Here is a 21,432-nt window from a genome sequence, read left to right as displayed (position 1 = left end):
TTGCCGCCCACTGCACTCGCTTTTAGTGTCGAATATTACCAAGCACGGTCTCCATCAGTGAGATAAAAATATGCCTCATGCTCTCCTCAAGCCAGCCGCGTTGCGCATCGTTCGGCCGCAACGTCGGCACGTCTCTCTTCAAAAACGTCGAGTCCGAGAGCCTTGCGGTCGTAGGGGCATCGCAGCGCATGCTGCGGAAACGACCGAGGGGATCATCCCCGTGGACACGATGGTGTGCGTGATCGGTGTCGACTGGCTGGTGCTGCTCGGCCGCAACACGTAAGGGCAGAGCGCGTGCGCCCCGCCGGTGGGCGGAGTTCGGGGCAAGCCATGTCGCAGCTGTCGGCCATTTCGAGGCTCGTCGCCTCTCTCATCGTCCTGTCGGCGGTGCCCGCCTCGGCCGAGGGATGGTCCTTCGGCAAGGGCGATTCCGCGATCCAGGCCGGAGCCCGGGCCTATGCGAAGCCCGCCGCGACGGTTCAGGACATCGTCCTGCTGGAGCGCGCGGTGGACGACGCCTGGGAGACCATGGCGCTGACCCGGCGCCATGCGCTGTTCGTCGGCAAGCCGGCGAGCCTCTATGGCGGCTACGAGGAGCGGCCCAATTCCGTCTTCGCCCCCGGCGAGAAGCTCATCACCTATATCGAGCCCATGGGCTATGCCTGGGTGCCGGACGGGGACGGTTACCGCTTCGGGATCACCATGGATTTCGCGGTGAAATCGCCTTCGGGCGAGGTGCTGGCCAAGCAGGATTCCTTCCAGACCTTCTCGTTCTCGAGCCGCTTCAAGAACCGCGAGGTCTTCGTGAACGTGACGCTCGCGCTCGACGGCCTGCCGCCGGGCGATTACGTCGCCGCCTACACCCTGCGCGACAAGGGCGGCCCCAAGAGCTTCAGCTTCGACCAGCCGTTCACGATCGCCGCCAAGAACTGATGGCGGTCCGTCGCGTGCGATGCCGGTGGCCGGACTCGGTGGTGCGCGGGCGCCTCGTCCTTAAATCAGCCGCGTTGTGCATCGCATCCTGGGGTTCGCAGGCCCGGTCCCGCCGGGCGTGCCCTGACGTCCTGTCGTCGCGTCCCTCGTCCCCGGTGTCCCGGCCCGCATGAACATCATTCTGATCAAGCTGTTCGCGACCGCGCTGACGCTCAGCCAGGTCACGACGCGGCCCGATGCGGTGAAGACGCAGTTCGATCCGGTGGCCGACAAGGCCCAGGTCGTGCAGATTTTGCGCGATGGCTGCGCCCACATGCGCAAGTCCTTCGATATCGAGGACATCAACCTCGACGAGCTGATCTCCACCGCCATGGAAGACCCCAGCGCCATCGCCGGAGCGAGCGCGCCTAAGATTCTGCACGGGCTCGACATCGCCGAGCTCAACACCAGCTACCGCCAGTTCTGCAAGGGCGAGGACCCGAAGGATTCGCCCTTCGACGCGGCCGAGGTCATCGCGTTCTACAACAAGGCGGTGGCCGATCTGCCCTCCGCCGAGGCCCTGAAGGAGCGCAAGCTGCCGGGCGCCTCCCTCATCCTCGACGGCGCGGGCAAGCGCTACGCCGAGGCGTTCGAGGCCAATGGCCGCCGCCTCAGCGTGCCCATCGGCGACGTGCCGGTGATGGTCCAGAAGGCGTTCGTGGCGGCCGAGGACAAGCGCTTCGAGACCCACCACGGCATCGACGAGCGCGGCGTCATTCGCGCCTTCATCGGCAATCTCGCCTCCCCCGGCCGTCCGGCGGGCGGGTCCACCATCACGCAGCAGGTGGTCAAGAACCTCTCGGTGGGCGACGACGTCACCTACGAGCGCAAGATGCGCGAGATGATCGTCGCGAGCCGCCTGGAGCGCATCCTCGGCAAGCCGCAGATCCTCGAACTCTACCTCAACGGGATCTATCTCGGCCGCGGCGCCTACGGCATCGAGATGGCCGCGCGCAGCTATTTCGGAAAGTCGGTGGGCCAGCTCTCCGTGCCGGAGGCGGCCCTGCTCGCCGGCATGCCCAAGGGGCCGAACTTCTACAATCCCGACAAGTACCCGGACCGGGCGCGGGAACGCCGGGCCTATGTGCTCGCCCGGATGAAGGAGGAGGGCGTCATCACCGAGGCGCAGCTCGTCCAGGCCGCCAACGCGCCGCTGGGGCTCAGCCCGATCGAGACGGCGCGGCGCGATTCCGGCTTCTACTTCGTCGACCACCTCACCCGCGAGGTACGCACCTTCGCGGGGATCGACTCGCTGACCTCCGCCTCCCACACTGTGCGGTCGACCCTCAATGCCGGCCTGCAGACCGCCACCGAGACGGCGCTCCAGGATGGCTTGGCGAATTACGAGCGTTCCACCGGGCGCCAGCGCTACGAGGGACCGGAATTCAACCTGGCCGACGCCGTGCGCAAGCTCGAAGGCGCCGCGCCCGCCGCCGAGGGCTCGGCGCTGGCCGTGCCGCTGCTGGTCGGGGGGGAGGCCAAGCCGGCGGAGCCACCGAAGCCGGCTGACCCCGTGAAGCCGACACCTGCCCGATCGAAGGCCGAGGCGCGAAAAGCCGCCGCCGAGGCGAAGAAGACCGCTGCTGCGGCGCAGACGGTGGCCGGCGCGAAGCCCGAAGGTCCGAAGCCGGCCTGGCGGCGGGCGCTGGAGAGCGCCCGGCCGGTGCTCTACGACGTGCATTGGCCCGTCGCCGTGGTGCTCGAGACCGGGCGCGGCGGCGCCATCAAGGCCGGCCTCGCCGATGGGCGCATGGTCAGCCTGGAGCCGGGTCCGGCCCGGGGCAAGCTCGTGCCCTACGACGTGGTCCGGGTGAAGCTGCGCGACGCGACCGCGAAGACGCCGCGGGCCGATCTGCGGGTGCGCCCGAGCGTCCAGGGCGCGGCTCTGGTGCTGGAGAATCGCACCGGGCGCATCCTCGCCATGGCGGGCGGGTTCTCGTATCCGCTGAGCCAGCTCAACCGGGTGACGCAGACCGTGCGCCAGCCCGGCTCGACCCTGAAGCCGCTGACCTACCTCGCGGCCCTCAATGCCGGGCTCCAGCCCAACACCCTGGTGATGGATGCCGCCGTCACCCTGCCGCCCATCGGCGGGGTCGGCGATTCGTGGTCGCCGAAGAACTACGAGGGCGGCGGCTCGGGGGCGACGACCCTGCGGCGCGGCCTCGAATTCTCGAAGAACCTCGTCACCGCGCGCCTGCTCCAGGGCGGGATCAGCGACAAGGCGCCGGCGAGCCTGCAGAAGGTCTGCGATCTGGCGCTCGAGGCGCAGATCTATGCGGAATGCGAGCGCTACTATCCGTTCGTGCTCGGCGCCCAGCCGGTCCGGATGGTGGATCTCGCCGCTTTCTACGCCGCCATCGCCAACGAGGGCGCCCGGCCCGCGCCCTATGCCCTCGAAGGCGTGGAGCGCGACGGCAAGACCCTCTACACCCATGCGGCCCGCGAGCCGACGCGGATCGGCTCGGCCGACCGGGTGGCGTTCTACCAGTTGAAGACCATGCTGCAGGGGGTGACCAACCACGGCACCGCAGCGGCCCTGAGCCGGTTCTCGTCCGCCATCGCCGGCAAGACCGGGACCTCCGAGAACGAGAACGACGCGTGGTTCGCCGGCTTCACCAACGAGATCACCATCGTGGTCTGGGTCGGCTACGACAATGCCGACGGCACCCGCAAGACCTTGGGGCACGGCCAGACCGGCGGCCACCTCGCGGTGCCGATCGCCGGGTCGATCCTGCAATCGGCCTGGGCCAACGGCATCCCGCGCACCCCGCTGGCACCGCCCTCCCCCGAGGCGCGGCAGAATCTGGCCGATGTCAGCATCGACCCGCGCAGCGGCGAACGCGTCGAGGGCGGCGGCTTCCTCGAACATTTCCGGGTCAAGGACGGCCGCATGGCCGACACCCAGTACAAGCTGCTGCCGCGCGAGACCCGCACCGCCATGCGGCCCGATGCCGAGGACGGCGATCTCGGATCGGAGGACGGCGCCGACACGGCGGGCGACCTGTTCGGGAGCCTCAGCGGCCGGCGCCAATCCGAAGCCGATCTCCTCGATCCGTTCGGCAGTCGGTCCGAACCCCGCGGCCGTCGCGCGCAAGGGGAGGCCTACCAGCCGTGGCCCGGCACCCAGCGCTCGCCCTTCGGCGACGAGGAGCCGCCGCGCCCGCGCCGCCGCGACCCCGACTACCTGTTCGGCGAAGATTCCCGCTACTGACGCGGCCCGCCGCTTCCTCCCGTCCACAACACCGAGGCACCCCCGTGCAGACGCATCGTCCTGCGACCCTTCTCCTCGCCCTTGTCCTGGGGGGATCGACCGTTCTGGCGCAGGAGAGCCTGGCCCAGGAGGGCATGAAGCAGCAGCCGCCTGCCGCCGAGCGGATCAAGGACGTGCCGTCGATCGAGGCGGCGGGGCTCGCGAGCCTCAAGCCCGGCACGATCCTGTTCACCGACCATCGCGACGATCCGGCCAAGCCCGAGAACGGCCTCGTGGCCTATCTCGATTGGGGCAAGACCCGTCCGGCCGAGCAGGCGGCTCTCGCCCCCTACCCGGCCTATGCCGAGCCCGATTACCTGCAGACGCTCAACGGCGTCACCAAGCGCCGGCACGAGACCCTCAAGGTCTACGTGGCGCAGGGCCGGTTCGTCGTGGCGCGGCCCGCCGAGTCCATCGATCTCGCGGCCTATGCGACGCTCGGCTTCGTCGCGAAGATGGATCCGGTGATCAAGCACAAGGCGTTGAGCCCCGCCGACGTGACGCCGACCAAGGACCCGGCCGCCGCCTTCGCCAAGCGGCCGGACCGGCCGTGGTGCGATCTCGGCACCACCTGCATCGAGTCGCGCTACGACCTCGAGGGCAAGCTGCCGCTCGGGGTGAAGCTCGCCAACAAGCTCGAGGACGGGGCCGCCAAGAAGGTCGCCGAATTCGTCTCGTTCCAGAGCGAGTTGCGCACCTTGCCGCCCGCCGAAGCCGCCGCCCTGTCGGGCCTCACCAAGATCGACGCACCGGTGACCGGCGGCCTCGAGCAGACGATCTTCTGGGTCAACCAGATCCTGCGCTTCGGCAAGTTCCTGGCGGTGTTCCAGCCGATGCCGGGCGATCCGGGCAAGACCGTGGTGACCACCTACATGGCCCTGGCGATCAAGGCCGACGTCCTCGACCGCAAGCAGGAATATGCCCGCGTGCCGGTGCTCAAGAACCTGCTGCCGGCCCAGGTGCTGATGGGCAATTCGTCGTTCAACACCGGCACCTCGATCAGCGCCGGGCTGCCGACCTATGCCCGCAACCGGATGACGGCGTTCGCGGACGCCTTGGGCAAGAATTGAACCGGCCACACTGGACGCGTCGGCCGCCGCCCCGGAATCACGGGGCGGCCCAGTCTCAAAGAAAGACCCTCATCGAGACTTGAGATCCCCCGTCTTCAGTTGCCCCGATTGATGATCGAAGGCATCGAGGGCTGGGTGTACTGGCGGTTCACGTCGCGGCGGGTCTGGGTGCCGTTGGTGTCGTTCGACTGGCGGTAATTGCTGGTGTCGAAGGCGTCCGAGACGCCGCCGCGGCCGCTCGGGCTGTCGCTGTTGCAGGCGCCGAGACCGGAGACGAGGGCGGCGGAGAGGACGATGAGGGCGAGGCGCATGGCGGTTCGGGATCCTGTTCTTTTGCGTCGTACCGTCGTGCCGCCGCCCGTCCTTTCCCGTCAAGCGCCCACCCGCAACGTCTGTCTAAGGATAACGAACCGTCGCCGGTTCGCGCCGGAGTGATGTCGCTGCGCCACGAAAACGCTCACCACATCCCACGGGAGTCGGGGGTCCAGGGCGAATCAGGGGGCGTTGCGGCTGGCGCTTTCCCGGTGGTTGCGCAAAACATCGTCGCAATGAGCAACGTAGTCCCCTTCCTCCGACGCACCCCGGCCCCTCGGGCTTCGGTGTCCGACGTCGTGGCCGTCGCCGACGACCTGTTCGCGCTCCTGGAGCACCTGCAGGCGACGAGCGCGCGGGCCGCCGCCATGGGGCGCCCGGCCCGCGAGGTCGAGCGCACCGTCCAGAACCTCCTCGACGCGGTCACCGCCGTCGAGCGCGCCCTCGACTGCATCGGCGAGGGCGACGAGGCCGGCCAGGCGTAGACGCCGCCGCACCTCAACGCGTCCGCAGGCGGTCGACGGCTCCATCGCGGGCTGGCCGCTGCCGCTGGACCGATATCCGCGCTTGCCCGATCCGGCTTTGCGACGCGCAAGAACCGACGGCTTCCCCTCACAGCGACAAAATCGGTTTGCGTCTGTATCCTGAGGGACAGATTGGATCGATTGCTGTGCGCGAGAGGTCGGAGACACAGATCGTGAACACAGCGTATCCGATGCCCCCGGCCGGCGAACCGCTGTTCGAAGGCAATCTCCTCCTGAAGGCGCTGGGGGCGCAGGACCGGGCGCTGCTCGCGCCGCATCTCGAACCGTCCGTCCACCAGCGCGGCGAGACGTTGTTCACCACCGGCACGCTGGTCTCGTCCATCGCCTTCCCCTGCCACCAGACCGTCGCGACGCTGATCGTGTCGATGCGCGACGGGCGCAGCGCCGAAACCGCCACGATCGGACGCGAGGGCGCATTGGGCGGCGTCGTCAGCAACGGGTTCCTGCCCGCCTCCACCAGCGCGGTGGTGCAGATGGGAGGCACCGTCCTGCGCATGGATGCGCTTCGGCTCCAGGAGGCCAAGCGCCAGTCGGCGACCCTGCGCAACCTGTTCACCCGCTACGGCGATTGCCTGCTGGCGCAGGTGCTGCAATCGGTGGCGTGCAACGCCCTCCACCCGATCGAGGAGCGCTGCCTGCGCTGGCTCCTGACCCTTCAGGATCGGACCGGCAGCGACACCCTGCCGATCACCCACGAATTGCTGGCCGCGATGCTCGGCGTGCAGCGGACCTATCTCACCCGCATCCTGCGGACCCTCCAGCGCCAGGGCCTGATCGCGGTCGGCCGCGGTCGCATCACCATCCTGAGCCGGGCCGCCCTCGAGGAGGGCGCCTGCGAATGCCACGGCGTGGTGCGCAACCATTACGAGACGGTGCTCGGCGCGGTCTACGATCCCGAGGGGCAGCTCGTGGCGGTGAATCCGCCGAGCGCGGTCCGTGAGACCGAACCGCCCACGGCCGAACCAGCGCTCTGACCCGCGATCGATCCATCTGCCCGGCCTCCAATGAGACGGTTCGCCGACCGTCACGCGTGCTGAGACGGCGCCTCGGCGAGGATCGTCGGCAGGACGTCCGCGAGCCCGCCCTCGCCGCACAGGTGGACGGAAAGGCCGGCGCCCCTGCCGGCCTGGAGGTCGCTCTCCCGGTCGCCGATCAGGAAGCTCCGGCTCAGATCGACGGGCCAATGCGCGAGCAGGTCGCGATCCAAAACGCCGTCCCGGTCTAGGAACGCCACGGGGCGTCGGCGCCGGGCCAGCGCCCGCGAAGAAATGATCGCTCCGGCCGGCCCTGCGCGTAACCCCCGCATTGCTGCTGCACCGCACCCTGGGCTAGATGCCACAGCCATGTGGACTCGCCTCGCCCATCCCGGCCATTTCCTGCGATGGACCGCCCCTCTGATGCCCTGGCTCGCCGGGATGTCGGGGCTGCTCGTCGCGTTCGGCCTGTATCTGACCTGGTTCGTCGTGCCGCCCGACTACCAGCAGGGCGAGACCGTGCGGATCATGTACATCCATGTGCCGGCGGCCTGGCTCGGGGTGTTCTTCTACGGCGCCATGGCGCTTTCGGCGATCGGCACCCTGGTCTGGCGCCATCCGCTGGCCGACGTGGCCCAGCGCGCGGCGGCGCCGATCGGGGCCGCCTTCACCCTGATCTGCCTCGTCACCGGTTCGCTCTGGGGCAAGCCGATGTGGGGCACCTACTGGGTCTGGGATGCGCGCCTGACCTCCATGCTGGTGCTGTTCCTGATCTATTGCGGCATCATCGCCCTGTGGCGCACCATCGAGGATCCGAACCGGGCCGCGCGGGCCATCGCCATCCTGACCCTGGTCGGGGCGGTGAACCTGCCGATCATCAAGTTTTCAGTGAACTGGTGGTCGACCCTGCATCAGCCGGCCTCGATCATGCGGATGGGCGGCTCGTCCATCGATCCGAGCATGCTCTATCCGCTCCTCGAGATGATCCTCGCCTTCACCCTGCTCGGCATCACGCTCCATCTCTACGCCATGCGCACGGAAATCCTGCGCCGCCGGGTGCGCGCGCTGACGATCCGCGAGGCCGAGCGCCTCGATACCGGCGCCGTGCCGATCCGGCCCGTATCCGCCGGCCGGACGAACCAGGGCTTCCAGACGACCCCGTGAACTTTCGGACCCCATAAACTCCCGGACCCCATAAACTCCCGGACCCCATAAACTTCCGGACCCCATAAACTTCCGGACCCCATAAACTTCCGGACCCCATGCACTTCCGGACCCTATGACCCTGCGGATCCCATGAGCCTCGGTTTCGATCTCAGCCCCCATGCGGGCTTCATCGTTGGGTCCTACGCCTTCACCGCGCTGGTGATCGGCGGGCTCATCGTGCGTGCGCTGCGCGACAACCGGGCTCAGAAACGCGCCCTCGCCGCGTTCGGCGACGGCGCGGGAGAGCGGTCGTGAGCACGGGCCCCGCGCCTGCCGCCCCCGAGCCGGTGCGCCGCTCGCTCCTGGTGATCGTGCCCGTCGTCACCTTCGCGCTGCTCGCCGTGATCTTCTTCGCACGCCTGCGCTCGGGCGCGGACCCCTCGGCGATCCCCTCCGCGCTCATCGGCCGGCCGGCCCCCACATTCGCCCTCGATGCCCTTCCGGGCCTCCAGGCGGAGGGCAAGCCGGTGCCCGGCCTGTCGCATGCCGATCTCCTCGGCCACGTCACGGTGGTCAACTTCTGGGCGTCTTGGTGCGCCCCGTGCCAGATCGAGCATCCGCAGCTGATGCGGTTGGGGCGCGAGCCCGGCGTGCGGCTGGTGGGGGTCGACTACAAGGACACGCTGGAGAACGGCCGCCGTTTCCTGACCCGCAACGGGGTTCCGTTCCAGGCGGTGGGAATGGATTCCACCGGGCGCACCGGGATCGATTTCGGGGTCTACGGCGTACCGGAGACCTTCATCGTCGGGCCGGACGGGACCATCCGCGACAAGCTCGTGGGCATCGTCACGCCGGAGAATTACGCGCAGGTGCTCGACAAGGTCCGCGCTGCCGGCAAGGCACCCGCCGCGACCCAGTAGGCGGCCCGCCGCCGCGCTTCAATCGTCGGCGACCCGATCGTCGAACGGGACGACGAGGACGATATCCCCCGTCTCGTCCGTGATCTCGAAGCTGCGACGCTGCCAGGCTTGCGGGTCCCCGTAGGTTCCCGGATTGCCGAGGATGTCGTCGACGATCGCCTTGGCCAGCACCTGCACTGCGGCGACGCTCGCTACCTCGTCGCCGTCCGGGTCGTCGATTAGACCGGTGCGGTCACGAATGTTGAAAAAATAGCGGGGCATGATGGTCATCCCAGGCTCGTTCCCAAGCACGCATGCCGAGGACGTGGCTTGGAAGTCGAACGATGGTTCGTGCCTGCCTGTTCCCTGTAGTCGTCTGCGCTGTCTCGGAGCGCTATTGAGCCCTCGGATGGCCTGCCGGCTTCACGCGAAAACGATGAAATAGTGCGGATATTTGAAATAAATCTGGCCTATTCGATAAAACAGCATAAATAATAAAATGATACGCTGAAAATATATTATCGAATATACGTAAGTCGTTCCACATCAATAACGAATTAATAATTGTTAATTCTTAATGATTATCGTGCCGGTATTAGTTGGTTAGATCATAAAATACGATACCGCACAGCTAAGAGCGAAACCGTTCTTATCTGTTTGTAAGTACTATCTTCACATACCTTAATCGACGTGATACAAGAATAATCATCGCCCTTCTCTAAAAATGGGCCGCGGGTGACGAAGCCGAGTGCGCTCTCGCCTGTAGATCGGCAGAGTTGTGACCGCGTTCATTCTACAATCCAGCGTCCGTAATCGTCTCCTCCGCGTGCTGTCGGCTGGCGATTTTGAACGAATTCTACCAAACCTCGTGCGATGTTCTTTCGAGCAAGGCGAGGTTCTTGAAAAGCCCGGTGAGCCGATCACGACGGTGTGCCTGCCGGAATCCGGCATGTTTTCGGTGGTGGCCCGCACCGTCGTCGGGACACAGGCCGAGGCCGGCATCATCGGCCCGGAGGGGATGACCGGGCTCGCGCTCCTGCACGGTGTCGACCGGTCGCCCAATCTCACCGTCGTCCAGATTCCGTGCCGGGCGCTCTGCATCGAAGCGGATGCGTTCCGTCAGGCTATCTCGGGCGGCCGCTCCCTGCACGATCACCTGTTGCGGTATGCCCAGGTATTCACGATCCAGGTGGCGCAGGGCAGCCTCTGCAACAGCCGCTTCACCATCGAGGAGCGCCTCTCCCGCTGGCTCCTGATGTGCCACGACCGGGCCGACCGCGAGGATCTGCCGCTCACCCACGAACTCCTGTCGGTGATGCTCGGCGTGCGCCGGGCCGGCGTCACCACCGCCTTGCGGGTTCTCGAGAATGCGGGGGCGCTCAAGACCCGGCGCGGCGGCATCAGCATCCGCGATCGGTCGATCCTGCTCGAGATCGCCGGCGAGGCCTACGGGGTGCCGGAAGCCGAGTACGAGCGCGTGCTGGGACTGCCGTCTCAGGCCTGACCCGCATCGTTTTCAGGCCTGACCCGCATCCTTGCGCTCGTGGCGCATCAGCAGCGGGGTCTGCGCCAGGGCGAACAGGATGGTCAGCGGCATGATGCCGAAGACCTTGAAGCTGACCCAGAAATCCTCCGTCTGCGTCCGCCACACCACCTCGTTCAGCACCGCGAGCACGAGGAAGAACACGCCCCAGCGGAAGGTCAGCTTGCGCCACCCGGCCTCGGTCAGCGCGAACATGCTGTCGAGGACCACCGACAGCAGCGACTTGCCGAAGGCGAGGCCTCCGAGCAGGACGAGGCCGAACAGGGTGTTCACGATGGTGGGCTTCATCATGATGAAGGTCTTGTCCTGCAGCGCCAGGGTCAGGCCGCCGAACACCACCACCACCACGCCCGAGACCAGCGGCATGATCGGCAGGCGCCGCACCATGACGAAGTGGATGGTGAGGGCGATCAGCGTCGCGGCGATGAAGATCCCGGTGGCCACGAACAGCTTCTGGTCGGGCGCCACGCCGAAGCGCTCGGCATAGGCGTTGCCGAAAAAGAAGATCACCAGCGGCCCGAGCTCGAGGGCGAGCTTGAGCAGGGGCGGAAGATGGCGGCGCGGGGGGATGGCTTCGATCTGCATGGTGTCCGTCATATAGGGCCGGCCGCGCCGCGTCGCGGGTGCTGTCTGCGCCGGGCGTTTCGGTGAGGGCTCGCGCCCGGTCGGGGTCGCGCCGCTATTCCGCGTCCAAGCCTGCGATCGCGCGGGCGAAATCGCGGGCCGCGAACGGCTCGAGATCGTCCACGCCCTCGCCGACGCCGATGAAGTGGACCGGCAGGCCGAACTTGGCGGCCAGCGCCACCAGGATGCCGCCGCGGGCGGTGCCGTCGAGCTTGGTCATGACGAGACCGGTGACCTGGGCGGCCTTGGAGAACAGCTCGACCTGGCTGAGGGCGTTCTGGCCCACCGTGGCATCGAGGACGAGGAGGACCGAATGGGGCGCCTCCGGATCGATCTTGCGGATCACCCGCAATATCTTCTCCAGCTCCGCCATCAACCCGGTCTTGTTCTGGAGCCGCCCGGCGGTGTCGATGAGGAGCACGTCGGTGCCTTGCGCCTTGGCCGCCGTGTAGGCGTCGAAGGCGAGGCCGGCCGCGTCCGATCCTTGCGCGCCGGCGATCACCGGTGTCTGGGTGCGCGTGCCCCAGACCTTGAGCTGCTCGATGGCCGCGGCCCGGAAGGTGTCGCCCGCCGCCAGCATCAGCGAATGCCCCTCGCCCTTCAGTTTCAGGGCGAGCTTGCCGATGGTGGTGGTCTTGCCCGCCCCGTTGACGCCGATCATCAGGATCACGAACGGCTTCTTCGTCGTGTCGATGGTCAGCGGGATCGCCACGGGGATGAGGGCGCGCTCGACCTCCGCGGCCAGGATCTCGCGGACCGCATCGGGGGAGATCCCCTTCTCGTAGCGGCCCTTGCCGACGGCCTCGGAGATCCGCATGGCGGTCTCGATGCCGAAATCGGCCTGGATCAGTGCGTCCTCGAGCTCCTCCAGGGTGTCGGCATCGAGCTTGCGCTTGGTGAACAGGCCGGTGACCCGTTCGGTGAGCGCCGACGAGGTGCGCTTCATGCCCCCCGTCAGCCGGCTCCACCAGCCGCGTTTCTGCCCCTCCGACTCCGCCTCGGGCTCGGGCATGAAAATCTGCGTCGTGACGTCGGGCTCGAGGACCGGATCGGTTTCCGAGGTGGGCTCGGGCTCGAGCTCGGGTGCGACCGTCTGCGCGAAGGTGTCGGCCGCTTCCGCATCGTGACCGGCCGGCGGGGGCGCGTCGGCGATGGGCTGGAGGTCGGCCCCCTCGATGGCATCGGGCACCGCGTTCCGGTTCGGATCGTCGGTGGACGGTTCGCTGGCCGGAACCGGGATGTGGGCGACGTCGTCGGCGCCCGTGGTGAAATCGGGCTGGCCTTCGGCGGGTGAGGCGGCGGACTCGCGGGCCGGCTCCGGCGCCTGTTCCATCGGTCGTTCGGTGGTCTGGACCTCGTCCTTCTTCCCGAACATCCGGCGCAACAACCAGCCCGGCTTCTTGTCTTCGCTCATTCCCGCTTGCTCCCTCGGCCGCGCATGAGTAGCGCAAGGCCATGCCTTCAGCCGATGCCCTCGTAACAGACATAGGCGCGCGCCTCCTCTACCGCGATGCCCTGGTGCTCGTCATCGACAAGCCTGCGGGTCTGCCGGTCCATCCCGGCCCGAAAGGCGGGGAAACGCTCACCGACCACCTCGACGCCCTGCGCTTCGGTCTGCCCCGACGTCCGGAAGCGGCGCATCGCCTCGACCGCGACACCTCCGGATGCCTCGCGCTCGGGCGCCACGCCAAGGCGCTGGCTCGCCTCAACAAACTTTTCGCCACCAGCGGCAGCGTCGGCAAGACCTACTGGGCGCTGGTGGAGGGCGGCCCCGACGCCGATGCCGGCAGCATCGACCTCGCCCTCGGCCGCCGCTCGGCCGATCCGCGCAGCTGGTGGATGAAGCCGGACCCCGCCGGCGATCCCGCGCTGACCCATTGGCAGGTCCTCGGCCGCGGTGCCGGTCTGAGCTGGCTCGCGCTCACCCCCGTCACCGGGCGGACGCACCAGTTGCGGGTCCATTGCTCCGCCATGGGATTTTCCATCGTGGGCGACCCGATCTACGGCTCGGCCCCACGCACCGGCGGGCCGGGGCTGCAGCTCCACGCCCGCGCGCTCACGCTCCCGCTCTACCCGAAGAAGCCGCCGATCCGGGTGGAGGCGCCGGCACCGGCGCATATGCGGGCCGGCTTGGACGCGTGCGGGTGGGCGCCCGCGCCCGAGGTCATCGACTAGCCGGCGATCAGCGCCCGGCCGTCATGGCCGACAATGGTCACATCGCGAAACACGCCGGCCGGGGCATCGGGCTCCAGGCGCACCGGCGTGAACGCCTCCGTGCGGCCGATGCCGCCGCGCTCGGTCAGGACCCGGTGGCGCTGCCCGACCTCGCCGGCGAGATGGGCGTCCAGCGCCGCCGCTCCGGCCGCGCGCAGGCGGGCGGCACGCTCGCGCACCACGTCGCCCGGGACCATGGGCATCCGCGCGGCGGGCGTGCCGGGGCGGGGCGAGTACGGGAAGACGTGGAGGTGGGTCAGACCGCATTCGGCCACGAGGTCGAGGGAGCGGGCGAACTGCGCCTCGGTCTCGGTGGGAAACCCCGCGATCAGGTCGGCACCGAACACCACGCCGGCGCGTCGGCTGCGGATATCGGCGCAGAACCGGATCGCGTCGGCCCGGGCGTGGCGGCGCTTCATGCGCTTGAGCACCAGGTCGTCGCCGGCCTGGAGCGACAGGTGGAAATGCGGCATCAGCCGCGCCTCGCCGGCGATCACCTTCATCAGGGCGTCGTCCACCTCGATGGAATCGATGGAGGACAGGCGCAGGCGAGGTAAAGCGGGCACGCCGGCCAGAATGGCCTGGACCAGCCGTCCGAGGCTCGACACCGTGCCGAGATCGCGACCATAGGCGGTCAGATCCACGCCGGTGAGCACCACCTCGCATCCGCCCGCGTCGACGATGCGGCGGACCTGATCGACCACGTCCGGAACCGCCACCGAGCGCGAGTTGCCGCGCCCGAACGGGATGACGCAGAAGGTGCAGCGATGGTCGCAGCCGTTCTGAACCGGCACGAAGGCGCGGGTGTGCCCGGCAATGGCCACGACCCGGCTCGGCGCGGCGTGGCGCACCGCCATGATGTCGTCGATGCCGACGCGGTCCCGCGCGGTGGCGGTGGGGGCCCAGGTCTCCGCCCTGCCCTTCGCCGCGTTGCCGACGAGGCGGGCGACCTCCGGCATGGCGGCGTAATCGGCGGTCTCCACCTGCGCGCCGCAGCCGGTGACCACGATCTCCGCGTTCGGCCGCTCGCGCGCGAGTTTCCGAATCGCCTTGCGGGCCTGGCGCCCGGCCTCCGCCGTCACCGCGCAGGTGTTGACGATGACGAGGTCGTGCGGCGCCCCGGCGGCGTGGCCGCGCATCGTCTCCGACTCGACGGTGTTGAGCCGGCAGCCGAAGGTCAGGGTCTCGACGGCCATTCCTAGTCGCGCCCCATGTCAGTCGAGGCCCGCGAAAATCTCTGGCGCGAGGGTGTCCTCCCATTCGAGCGCCACCGGGCCGGTCATCAGCACGTGGTCGTCGGCCCGCCATTCGATGACGAGGTCGCCGCCGGGCAGGCTGACGGTGGCGCCACGCCCGATCATCCGCAGACGCGAGGCCGCGACCATGGCGGCGCAGGCGGCGGTGCCGCAGGCCAGCGTCAGCCCGGCACCGCGTTCCCAGACGCGCAGCTTGATCCGGTCGGGGCCGGTGACCTGCGCCAGCGAGATGTTGGCGCGCTCGGGGAAGATCGGATGGTTCTCCAGCATCGGGCCGATGCGGGCGAGGTCGTAGCCGTCGGGGTCGCGCTCGACGAAGAAGATCGCGTGCGGGTTGCCCATGCTGACCACGCCCGGCGAGTGCAGCACCGGATCGTCGATGGGGCCGATCTGGAGCTCGATCCGGCGGGTGTCCTGGAATGGCTCGGCCAGGGGGATTTCGTCCCAGGCGAGCTTGGGCCGCCCCATATCGACGGTGAACGAGCGCTCCGAGATGCGCTTGACCCCGATGAGCCCCGCCCTGGTCTCCAGGGTCAGGCGGCCGCTCTCGGCGGGACGCGCCATGGCGGGGTCGTCGAGCATGGCGTAGGCGACGCAGCGGGTGCCGTTGCCACAGGCCCCGGATTCCGACCCGTCGGTGTTGTAGATGCGCAAGACCGCGTCGGTGCCGGCGACCCGCGCATCGTGGATCACCATGAGCTGGTCGAAGGTCGAGCGCGGATGCAGGGCGATGGCGCGCGCCTCGGCCGCGCCGACCTTGAGCGCGGAGCCGCGCAGGTCCAGCACCACGATGGCATTGCCGGCGCCGTGCATCTTCAGGAAGCGTCGATGAGCGAGTGCGTTCATGAGGTGAATGCGTTCGTGCCTGTCTCGACTGATCCGCCGGCCGGTCGGGAGGCCGGCCGGACCGCATATAGGGGAAAGCCGGCACCCGCGCACGGGGCCCCGCGCGCGGGTGCATTGCAGCGGTGCGTTGCGGTGTGCGTTGCAGAAGCGCCGCGCCTGCTCACGTTCGTGCGCGGAGGCGCCTGCGACGTCTCGCAGGCCGCCCGCTTCGTCACTAGGTTGGGGATCTGCGCCGGCCCGGCCCCCGTCCGGCGGTGTCGCGCGATCCTTCGGAGCGTTGCCTTGACCCGCCTTCGTCCCACCTTGCTCGCCGGGTGTCTCCTGCTCTCGGTCGCGTCGCTCTCCCGGGCTCAGGAGGCGACCTCACCGGCGGTGACGAGCCCGCTGCCGACCACCACCGTGCCCGATCCCAAGGGCGCGACGCCCGCGATCCCGGTTCCGGCTCAAGCCGGCACCGCGCCGGCGGTGACGCCGATGGCGGCGCGAAAGACCCTGGTGGAGACGCCGGGGGACGCCAACGACGTCGACCCGGTCTCGCTGCCGGCCAAGCCCGCCGCGATCCTCGCCGGGCGCTCCAAGTGGGAAGAGGCGGTGCCGAGCCTGAAGGCCGCCTTCCAGCGCATCGAGGCGGATCTCGCCAAGGCCGGCATCGTGCCCACCGGACGCCCGATCGCGGTGTTCGCCAAGACCGACGACGACGGCTTCCAGTACGAGGCGATGATCCCCATCGCGGCGATGCCGGACCCCAAGCCTCCCGAGAGCGACGGCCTGCGCTTCGGAACCACGCCGAGCGGCAAGGCGCTGCGATTCCCGCACAAGGGCTCCTACGACGAGATCGACGGCACCTACGAGACGCTCACCGCCTATCTCGATGCCAAGGACGTGGTGGTGCAGGACAAGTTCATCGAGGAATACGTCACCGACCTGAACGACAAGGCCGACGAGAAGCTCGACGTGAACATCTACGCGCTGACGAAATAGGGCTTTTTTCGCCTCAGAGCAGGCAGAGTTGCCCGGCGGTTGATGCATTCCGGCGGCGTTCCAGGACGAGGAGCCATGTCTTCTTGCCTAACCGCCACCGAACCCTATGAGCCGCGCTTTCGGCGCCAGCGCTTCAGCGGTGTTCCGTCGCCAGCGAGCAGGAGGGAGCCGACGAGGCTCCTCCCTTGCCACAAGCTAAAGACTCACCTGGAGGGAGCGGACGCGCCCTACTCCGCCGCCTCGCTGTACGAATCCACCGGTGGGCACGAACAGACGAGGTTGCGGTCGCCGTAGGCGTTGTCGACGCGGTTGATCGGGGGCCAGTACTTGTCGATGCCGCGCGATCCCGTGGGGAAGCACGCCGCCTCGCGCGAATAGGGCCGCTCCCAGGGGCCGATCAGATCCTGCACCGTGTGGGGCGCGTGCTTGAGCGGGTTGTCGGCCCGGTCCATCCGGCCTTCCTCGATGGCGCGGATTTCCGCGCGGATCGCCAGCATCGCGTCGCAGAAGCGGTCGATCTCGCCCTTGGTCTCGGATTCCGTGGGCTCGATCATCAGGGTGCCGGCCACCGGCCAGCTCATGGTCGGCGGGTGGAAGCCGCAATCGATCAGGCGCTTGGCGATGTCGTCGACGCTGATTCCGGCCGATTTCTGGAACGGGCGCACGTCGATGATGCATTCGTGCGCCACCCGGCCGTTGGCGCCGGAATACAGCACCGGATAGGCCCCCGCGAGGCGGCTGGCGATGTAGTTGGCGTTGAGGATGGCGATGCGGGTGGCCTGCGTCAGCCCGCGCCCGCCCATCAGCAGGCAATAGCTCCACGAGATCGGCAGGATCGACGCCGATCCGTAGGGGGCGGCCGAGACCGCCCCGTCTCCTCCTGTCTCCGGGTGGCCGGGCAGGAACGGGATGAGGTGGGCCTTGACCCCGATCGGCCCCATGCCGGGGCCGCCGCCGCCATGCGGGATGCAGAAGGTCTTGTGCAGGTTGAGGTGGCTGACGTCGGCGCCGATGTCCCCGGGCCGGGCGAGGCCGACCAGCGCGTTGAGGTTGGCCCCGTCGAGATAGACCTGTCCGCCATGGGCGTGGACGATGTCGCAGATCTCGCGCACCCGCACCTCGAACACTCCGTGGGTCGACGGATAGGTGATCATGCAGGCCGCGAGCGTGTCGGAATGCCGTTCGGCTTTCCGGCGGAAGTCGTCGAGGTCGACATTGCCGTTGGAATCGGCGCCCACCACCACGACGCTCATGCCGCACATCTGCGCCGAGGCCGGGTTGGTGCCGTGGGCCGAGGACGGGATCAGGCACACCGTCCGGTGCGCGTCGCCCCGCGACAGGTGGTAGGCGCGGATCGCCAGCAGGCCCGCATATTCTCCCTGCGCGCCGGAATTCGGCTGCATCGAGATCGCCGCGTAGCCGGTGATGGCGCACAGCTTCCGCGACAGGTCGCCGATGAGCTCCTGGTACCCGGCCGCCTGATCCGCCGGCACGAACGGGTGGATCTCGGAAAACTCCGGCCAGGAGATCGGCAGCATCTCGGCGGTGGCGTTGAGCTTCATCGTGCACGAGCCGAGGGGGATCATCGCCCGGTCGAGCGCCAGGTCGCGGTCGGCGAGGCGGCGCATGTAGCGCGTCATCTCGCTCTCGGCCCGGTTCATGTGGAAGATCGGGTGGGTGAGGTAGGCGGAGGTGCGCACGAGGTCGGCGGGCAGGCGCGCCTCCGGCCAGGCGTCGTCGTAGGCGAGGTGCTCGCCGCCGAAGGCGCGCCACACCGCCTGGACGATGTCGGGCCGGGTGCGCTCGTCCACCGTGATGCCGATGCGGTCGGAGCCGATCTTGCGCAGGTTGACGCCGTTGGCGACGGCGTTGGCCAGGATCAGCCCCTGGAACGCCCCGACCTTGACGGTGACCGTGTCGAAGAAGTGGGTGGATTCCACCGCGAAGCCCAGGGTCTCCAGGCCCCCCGCGAGGCGGACCGCGTCGCGATGGACGCGGGCGGCGATGGCCCGCAATCCGCGCGGACCGTGGAACACCGCGTACATCCCGGCGATCACCGCGAGCAGCACCTGGCTGGTGCAGATGTTCGAGGTCGCCTTCTCGCGGCGGATATGCTGCTCGCGGGTCTGCAGGGCGAGGCGATAGGCGCGGTTGCCGCGCGCGTCGACGGAGACGCCCACCAACCGGCCCGGCAGGGTGCGCTTGTGCGCCTCCCGGGTCGCCATGTAGGCGGCGTGCGGGCCGCCATAGCCCATCGGCACGCCGTAGCGCTGCATTGAGCCGACGGCGATGTCGGCGCCCATCTCGCCGGGGGCCTTCAGCAGGGTCAGCGCCAGGGGATCGGCCGCCATCACGGCGACGGCGCCGGCCGCGTGCAGGGCGGCGATCAGCGGCGAAACGTCGTGGATCGCGCCGCAGACCCCCGGATACTGGAAGAGCGCGCCGAACACCGCGGCCGGATCGAGATCGCGGGCGGGATCGCCGACGACGAGGGTCCAGCCCAGCGGCGCGGCGCGGGTGCGCAACACCGCGATGGTCTGGGGCAGGCATTCGGCATCGACGAAGAAGGCGGTGCGGCCGTTCGTGGCGATGCGGTGGGCCATGCCCATCGCCTCGGCCGCCGCGGTGGCCTCGTCGAGCAGCGACGCATTGGCGATGTCGAGGCCGGTGAGGTCGCAGACCAGGGTCTGGAAGTTGAGGAGCGCCTCGAGCCGGCCCTGGCTGATCTCGGGCTGGTAGGGCGAATAGGCGGTGTACCAGGCCGGGTTCTCGAAGATGTTGCGCTGGATCGCCGGCGGCATCGTGGTGCCGTGATAGCCCTGGCCGATCAGCGAGACCAGGAGCCGGTTCTTGTCGGCGATGCCGCGCATGTGCTCCAGCACCCGCCGTTCGGTGAGCGCGGTCCCGAAATCGAGGCGCTCGGCCTGGCGGATGTCGGGCGGCAGGGTCTCGTCGATGAGGGCGTGCAGGCTGTCCGCCCCCACCACGCCGAGCATCGCCTCGATCTCCTGCGTGGTCGGGCCGATGTGCCGGCGATTGGCGAAATCGTAGGGGTCGTAGCGATCGGTATTCATGGGCTCGGCCTCACGGGTCTGGGGTGATGGGCGCGTGCAGCACCTGCCCTCTCCCGTTTGCGGGAGCGGGCGGGCGCCAGTGTCGGGACGTTTGCCCCCTCCCCGGGGCTCCCTCCCCCCTCCGCGGGAGAGGGGCGATCGGCGCTACTTCGCGAAATCCGCGTAGGCCGCCGCGTCCATCAGGCCGTCGAGGGCGGACGCATCGTCGAGGCGGATGCGATAGAGCCAGCCGGCCCCCTGCGGATCACTGCCGACGCTGGCCGGATCGGCCACGGCGGCGTCGTTGACCTCCGTGACCTCGCCGGAGACCGGCGCGTAGACGTCGGAGGCCGCCTTGACCGATTCGACCACGGCGGCGGCCTCGCCCTTGACGAGGCGGGCGCCGACCTTCGGCAACTCGATGAAGACGAGGTCGCCGAGTTGCTCGGCCGCATGGGTGGTGATGCCCACCGTGGCGACATCGCCCTCGCAGGCCAGCCATTCGTGCTCGGCGGTGAATTTCAGCATGGGTCTCTCCTGATCGACAGGTCCGGGGGACGGGGGAGGCGGACGGCTGTGGGGTCGGCGCGGCCGGCGGCTCAGGCGCGCTTGAACCCGGCCGGCACGAAGGGCAGGGCCGAGACCACCAGCGGCAGGCGCTTGCCGCGCACCTCCGCGAACACGCGGGTGCCGGCTTTGGCGAGCGCGACGGGCAGGTAGCCCATGGCGATGGGCGCCTGCAGGCTCGGGCCGAAACCACCGGAGGTGACGTGGCCGATGGGCTCGCCGGTTGCGTCGGCGAACAGCGTAGCCCCACCGCGCACGGGGGCGGCGCTTTCGGGGCGCAGGCCGACCCGCTTGCGCGACGGGCCCGTCGCGATGGCGTCGAGGATGTGTCCGGCGCCCGGAAACCCTCCGGCCCGCGCCCCGCCCCGGCGGCGGATGGCGGGAATCGCCCAGGTCAGCCCGGCCTCCACCGGATCGGTGGTCGCGTCGATATCCGCGCCATGCAGGCAGAGACCCGCCTCGAGGCGCAGGGAATCGCGGGCGCCCAAGCCGATGGGCCACACCGTGTCGTCGGTGAGCAGGGCCTCGGCCAGGGCCTCGGCCCGATCCTCCGGTACCGAGATCTCGAACCCGTCTTCGCCGGTATAGCCCGAGCGGGTGACGAGGGCCGATGCGCCGAGGAGGTCGAGCACCCGCACGTCCATGAACCGCATGGCGACCACCTCCGGCGCGAGACGCGCAAGGGCGGCTTCCGCACCTGGCCCCTGGAGCGCCAGCAGGGCGCGCGGCAACACCGCGATCTCGCAGGTTTCGGTGAGATGGGCGCGCAGGTATGCCGCGTCGGCGGCCTTGTTGGCCGCATTGACCACCAGGATGAGGCTGTCGCCGCACTGGGCGACCATCAGGTCGTCGAGGATTCCGCCGGATGCGTTCAACAGCATCCCGTAGCGCTGACGACCGGGTGCGAGCCCGAGCACGTCGATGGGCAGCAGCGTCTCCAGGGCGCGGGCGGCGTCGGCGCGGTCGCCGGAGCGGGCCGTCAGCCGGATCTGGCCCATATGCGACACGTCGAACAGCCCGGCCTGGGCCCGGGTGTGGAGGTGCTCCTTGAGCAGCCCGACCGGGTACTGCACCGGCATGGCATAGCCGGCGAACGGCAACATGCTGGCGCCGAGGCACAGGTGAAGGGCGTGAAGCGGGGTATGAAGCGCATCAGACGGCATCGGAGCATCCCACGACG

21 protein-coding genes are annotated in these 21,432 nt (G+C 68.9%); 11 read left to right on the top strand and 10 right to left on the bottom strand.

From position 1 onward, the window contains the following. The first annotated feature begins 330 nt into the window (after positions 1-330). The 3 genes from G3T14_RS03560 to G3T14_RS03550 all read left to right on the top strand — a co-directional run bounded on the left by G3T14_RS03560 (position 331) and on the right by G3T14_RS03550 (position 5,292). Complete coding sequence (locus G3T14_RS03560) at positions 331-933, top strand: hypothetical protein (protein ID WP_163640085.1); 603 nt, start codon at positions 331-333, stop codon at positions 931-933. A 169-nt stretch (positions 934-1,102) separates the two neighbouring features. Beyond that, positions 1,103-4,183 carry a transglycosylase domain-containing protein gene (locus G3T14_RS03555; protein ID WP_163640083.1) on the top strand — a complete coding sequence of 1,027 codons (3,081 nt, stop codon included), beginning with the start codon at positions 1,103-1,105 and terminating at the stop codon, positions 4,181-4,183. Between the two features lie 44 nt (positions 4,184-4,227). After that, positions 4,228-5,292 carry a hypothetical protein gene (locus G3T14_RS03550; RefSeq protein ID WP_163640082.1) on the top strand — a complete coding sequence of 355 codons (1,065 nt, stop codon included), beginning with the start codon at positions 4,228-4,230 and terminating at the stop codon, positions 5,290-5,292. Positions 5,293-5,387: 95 nt separating this feature from the next. Here the strand turns inward: G3T14_RS03550 and G3T14_RS03545 are convergent, their stop codons facing one another. After that, positions 5,388-5,603, bottom strand: a complete 216-nt coding sequence (locus tag G3T14_RS03545; protein ID WP_163640080.1) for a hypothetical protein — start codon at positions 5,601-5,603, stop codon at positions 5,388-5,390. A gap of 237 nt (positions 5,604-5,840) precedes the next feature. Between G3T14_RS03545 and G3T14_RS03540 the strand changes: the two genes are divergently transcribed. Next, positions 5,841-6,089 carry a hypothetical protein gene (locus G3T14_RS03540; RefSeq protein WP_163640078.1) on the top strand — a complete coding sequence of 83 codons (249 nt, stop codon included), beginning with the start codon at positions 5,841-5,843 and terminating at the stop codon, positions 6,087-6,089. A 230-nt stretch (positions 6,090-6,319) separates the two neighbouring features. After that, positions 6,320-7,123, top strand: coding sequence for a Crp/Fnr family transcriptional regulator (locus G3T14_RS03535; protein ID WP_163640162.1), 804 nt, complete (start codon positions 6,320-6,322; stop codon positions 7,121-7,123). 50 nt (positions 7,124-7,173) lie between these two features. On the opposite strand, the gene G3T14_RS03530 is transcribed toward G3T14_RS03535, so the two are convergent. Further along, the gene (locus G3T14_RS03530; protein WP_163640076.1) at positions 7,174-7,455 is read right to left on the bottom strand and encodes an HAD hydrolase-like protein; all 282 of its coding nucleotides are present in this window, start codon (positions 7,453-7,455) and stop codon (positions 7,174-7,176) included. A 37-nt stretch (positions 7,456-7,492) separates the two neighbouring features. Between G3T14_RS03530 and G3T14_RS03525 the strand changes: the two genes are divergently transcribed. From G3T14_RS03525 to G3T14_RS03515, 3 genes are all read left to right on the top strand, one after another. Next, complete coding sequence (locus G3T14_RS03525) at positions 7,493-8,287, top strand: heme ABC transporter permease (RefSeq protein ID WP_163640074.1); 795 nt, start codon at positions 7,493-7,495, stop codon at positions 8,285-8,287. 132 nt (positions 8,288-8,419) lie between these two features. After that, positions 8,420-8,584 (top strand): heme exporter protein CcmD, encoded by a 165-nt coding sequence (gene ccmD, locus G3T14_RS03520; RefSeq protein WP_163640072.1) that lies wholly within the window; start codon positions 8,420-8,422, stop codon positions 8,582-8,584. After that, positions 8,581-9,189, top strand: coding sequence for a DsbE family thiol:disulfide interchange protein (locus tag G3T14_RS03515; RefSeq protein ID WP_163640070.1), 609 nt, complete (start codon positions 8,581-8,583; stop codon positions 9,187-9,189). Before ccmD ends, G3T14_RS03515 begins: the two co-directional genes overlap by 4 nt. Positions 9,190-9,207: 18 nt before the next feature. Here the strand turns inward: G3T14_RS03515 and G3T14_RS03510 are convergent, their stop codons facing one another. Further along, positions 9,208-9,459, bottom strand: coding sequence for a hypothetical protein (locus tag G3T14_RS03510; protein ID WP_246732886.1), 252 nt, complete (start codon positions 9,457-9,459; stop codon positions 9,208-9,210). A gap of 487 nt (positions 9,460-9,946) precedes the next feature. On the opposite strand from G3T14_RS03510, the gene G3T14_RS03505 reads away from it, so the two are divergent. After that, positions 9,947-10,672, top strand: a complete 726-nt coding sequence (locus G3T14_RS03505; RefSeq protein WP_348645203.1) for a Crp/Fnr family transcriptional regulator — start codon at positions 9,947-9,949, stop codon at positions 10,670-10,672. Positions 10,673-10,684: 12 nt separating this feature from the next. Here G3T14_RS03505 and G3T14_RS03500 read toward each other — a convergent pair whose 3' ends face one another. Then, positions 10,685-11,296, bottom strand: coding sequence for a septation protein A (locus tag G3T14_RS03500; protein ID WP_163640068.1), 612 nt, complete (start codon positions 11,294-11,296; stop codon positions 10,685-10,687). Between the two features lie 94 nt (positions 11,297-11,390). After that, positions 11,391-12,749: a signal recognition particle-docking protein FtsY gene (gene ftsY / locus G3T14_RS03495; RefSeq protein WP_163640066.1), complete on the bottom strand. Its 1,359-nt coding sequence runs from the start codon at positions 12,747-12,749 to the stop codon at positions 11,391-11,393. Positions 12,750-12,790: 41 nt separating this feature from the next. Here ftsY and G3T14_RS03490 point away from each other — a divergent pair, with 41 nt between their 5' ends. Beyond that, entirely contained in the window at positions 12,791-13,510 is a 720-nt protein-coding gene (locus G3T14_RS03490) for an RluA family pseudouridine synthase (protein WP_163640064.1), read from the top strand. Here G3T14_RS03490 and mtaB read toward each other — a convergent pair. Together mtaB and dapF are read right to left on the bottom strand one after the other, a co-directional pair. Beyond that, entirely contained in the window at positions 13,507-14,745 is a 1,239-nt protein-coding gene (gene mtaB / locus G3T14_RS03485; protein WP_163640062.1) for a tRNA (N(6)-L-threonylcarbamoyladenosine(37)-C(2))-methylthiotransferase MtaB, read from the bottom strand. The two genes, G3T14_RS03490 and mtaB, sit on opposite strands and share 4 nt — an antisense overlap. An 18-nt stretch (positions 14,746-14,763) precedes the next feature. Continuing rightward, a complete protein-coding gene (dapF, locus tag G3T14_RS03480; protein ID WP_163640060.1) occupies positions 14,764-15,651 on the bottom strand; it encodes a diaminopimelate epimerase in 888 nt (295 codons plus the stop codon). Positions 15,652-15,933: 282 nt separating this feature from the next. On the opposite strand from dapF, the gene G3T14_RS03475 reads away from it, so the two are divergent. Next, a complete protein-coding gene (locus G3T14_RS03475; protein WP_246732885.1) occupies positions 15,934-16,632 on the top strand; it encodes a GyrI-like domain-containing protein in 699 nt (232 codons plus the stop codon). Positions 16,633-16,859: 227 nt separating this feature from the next. Here the strand turns inward: G3T14_RS03475 and gcvP are convergent, their stop codons facing one another. The 3 genes from gcvP to gcvT form a co-directional block, all read right to left on the bottom strand. After that, positions 16,860-19,706: an aminomethyl-transferring glycine dehydrogenase gene (gene gcvP / locus G3T14_RS03470; RefSeq protein ID WP_163640055.1), complete on the bottom strand. Its 2,847-nt coding sequence runs from the start codon at positions 19,704-19,706 to the stop codon at positions 16,860-16,862. 144 nt (positions 19,707-19,850) lie between these two features. Next, complete coding sequence (gene gcvH, locus G3T14_RS03465) at positions 19,851-20,213, bottom strand: glycine cleavage system protein GcvH (protein ID WP_163640053.1); 363 nt, start codon at positions 20,211-20,213, stop codon at positions 19,851-19,853. Between the two features lie 71 nt (positions 20,214-20,284). Then, on the bottom strand, positions 20,285-21,415 hold the full coding sequence (gcvT, locus tag G3T14_RS03460; protein WP_163640051.1) for a glycine cleavage system aminomethyltransferase GcvT: 1,131 nt from the start codon (positions 21,413-21,415) through the stop codon (positions 20,285-20,287). Between the last annotated feature and the right edge of the window lie 17 nt (positions 21,416-21,432).

The organism is Methylobacterium sp. BTF04, from assembly GCF_010692745.1.
Lineage (GTDB): Bacteria > Pseudomonadota > Alphaproteobacteria > Rhizobiales > Beijerinckiaceae > Methylobacterium.
Note: the sequence above shows the minus strand (reverse complement) of the source record. Positions and strands in the feature narration are given on the sequence as shown.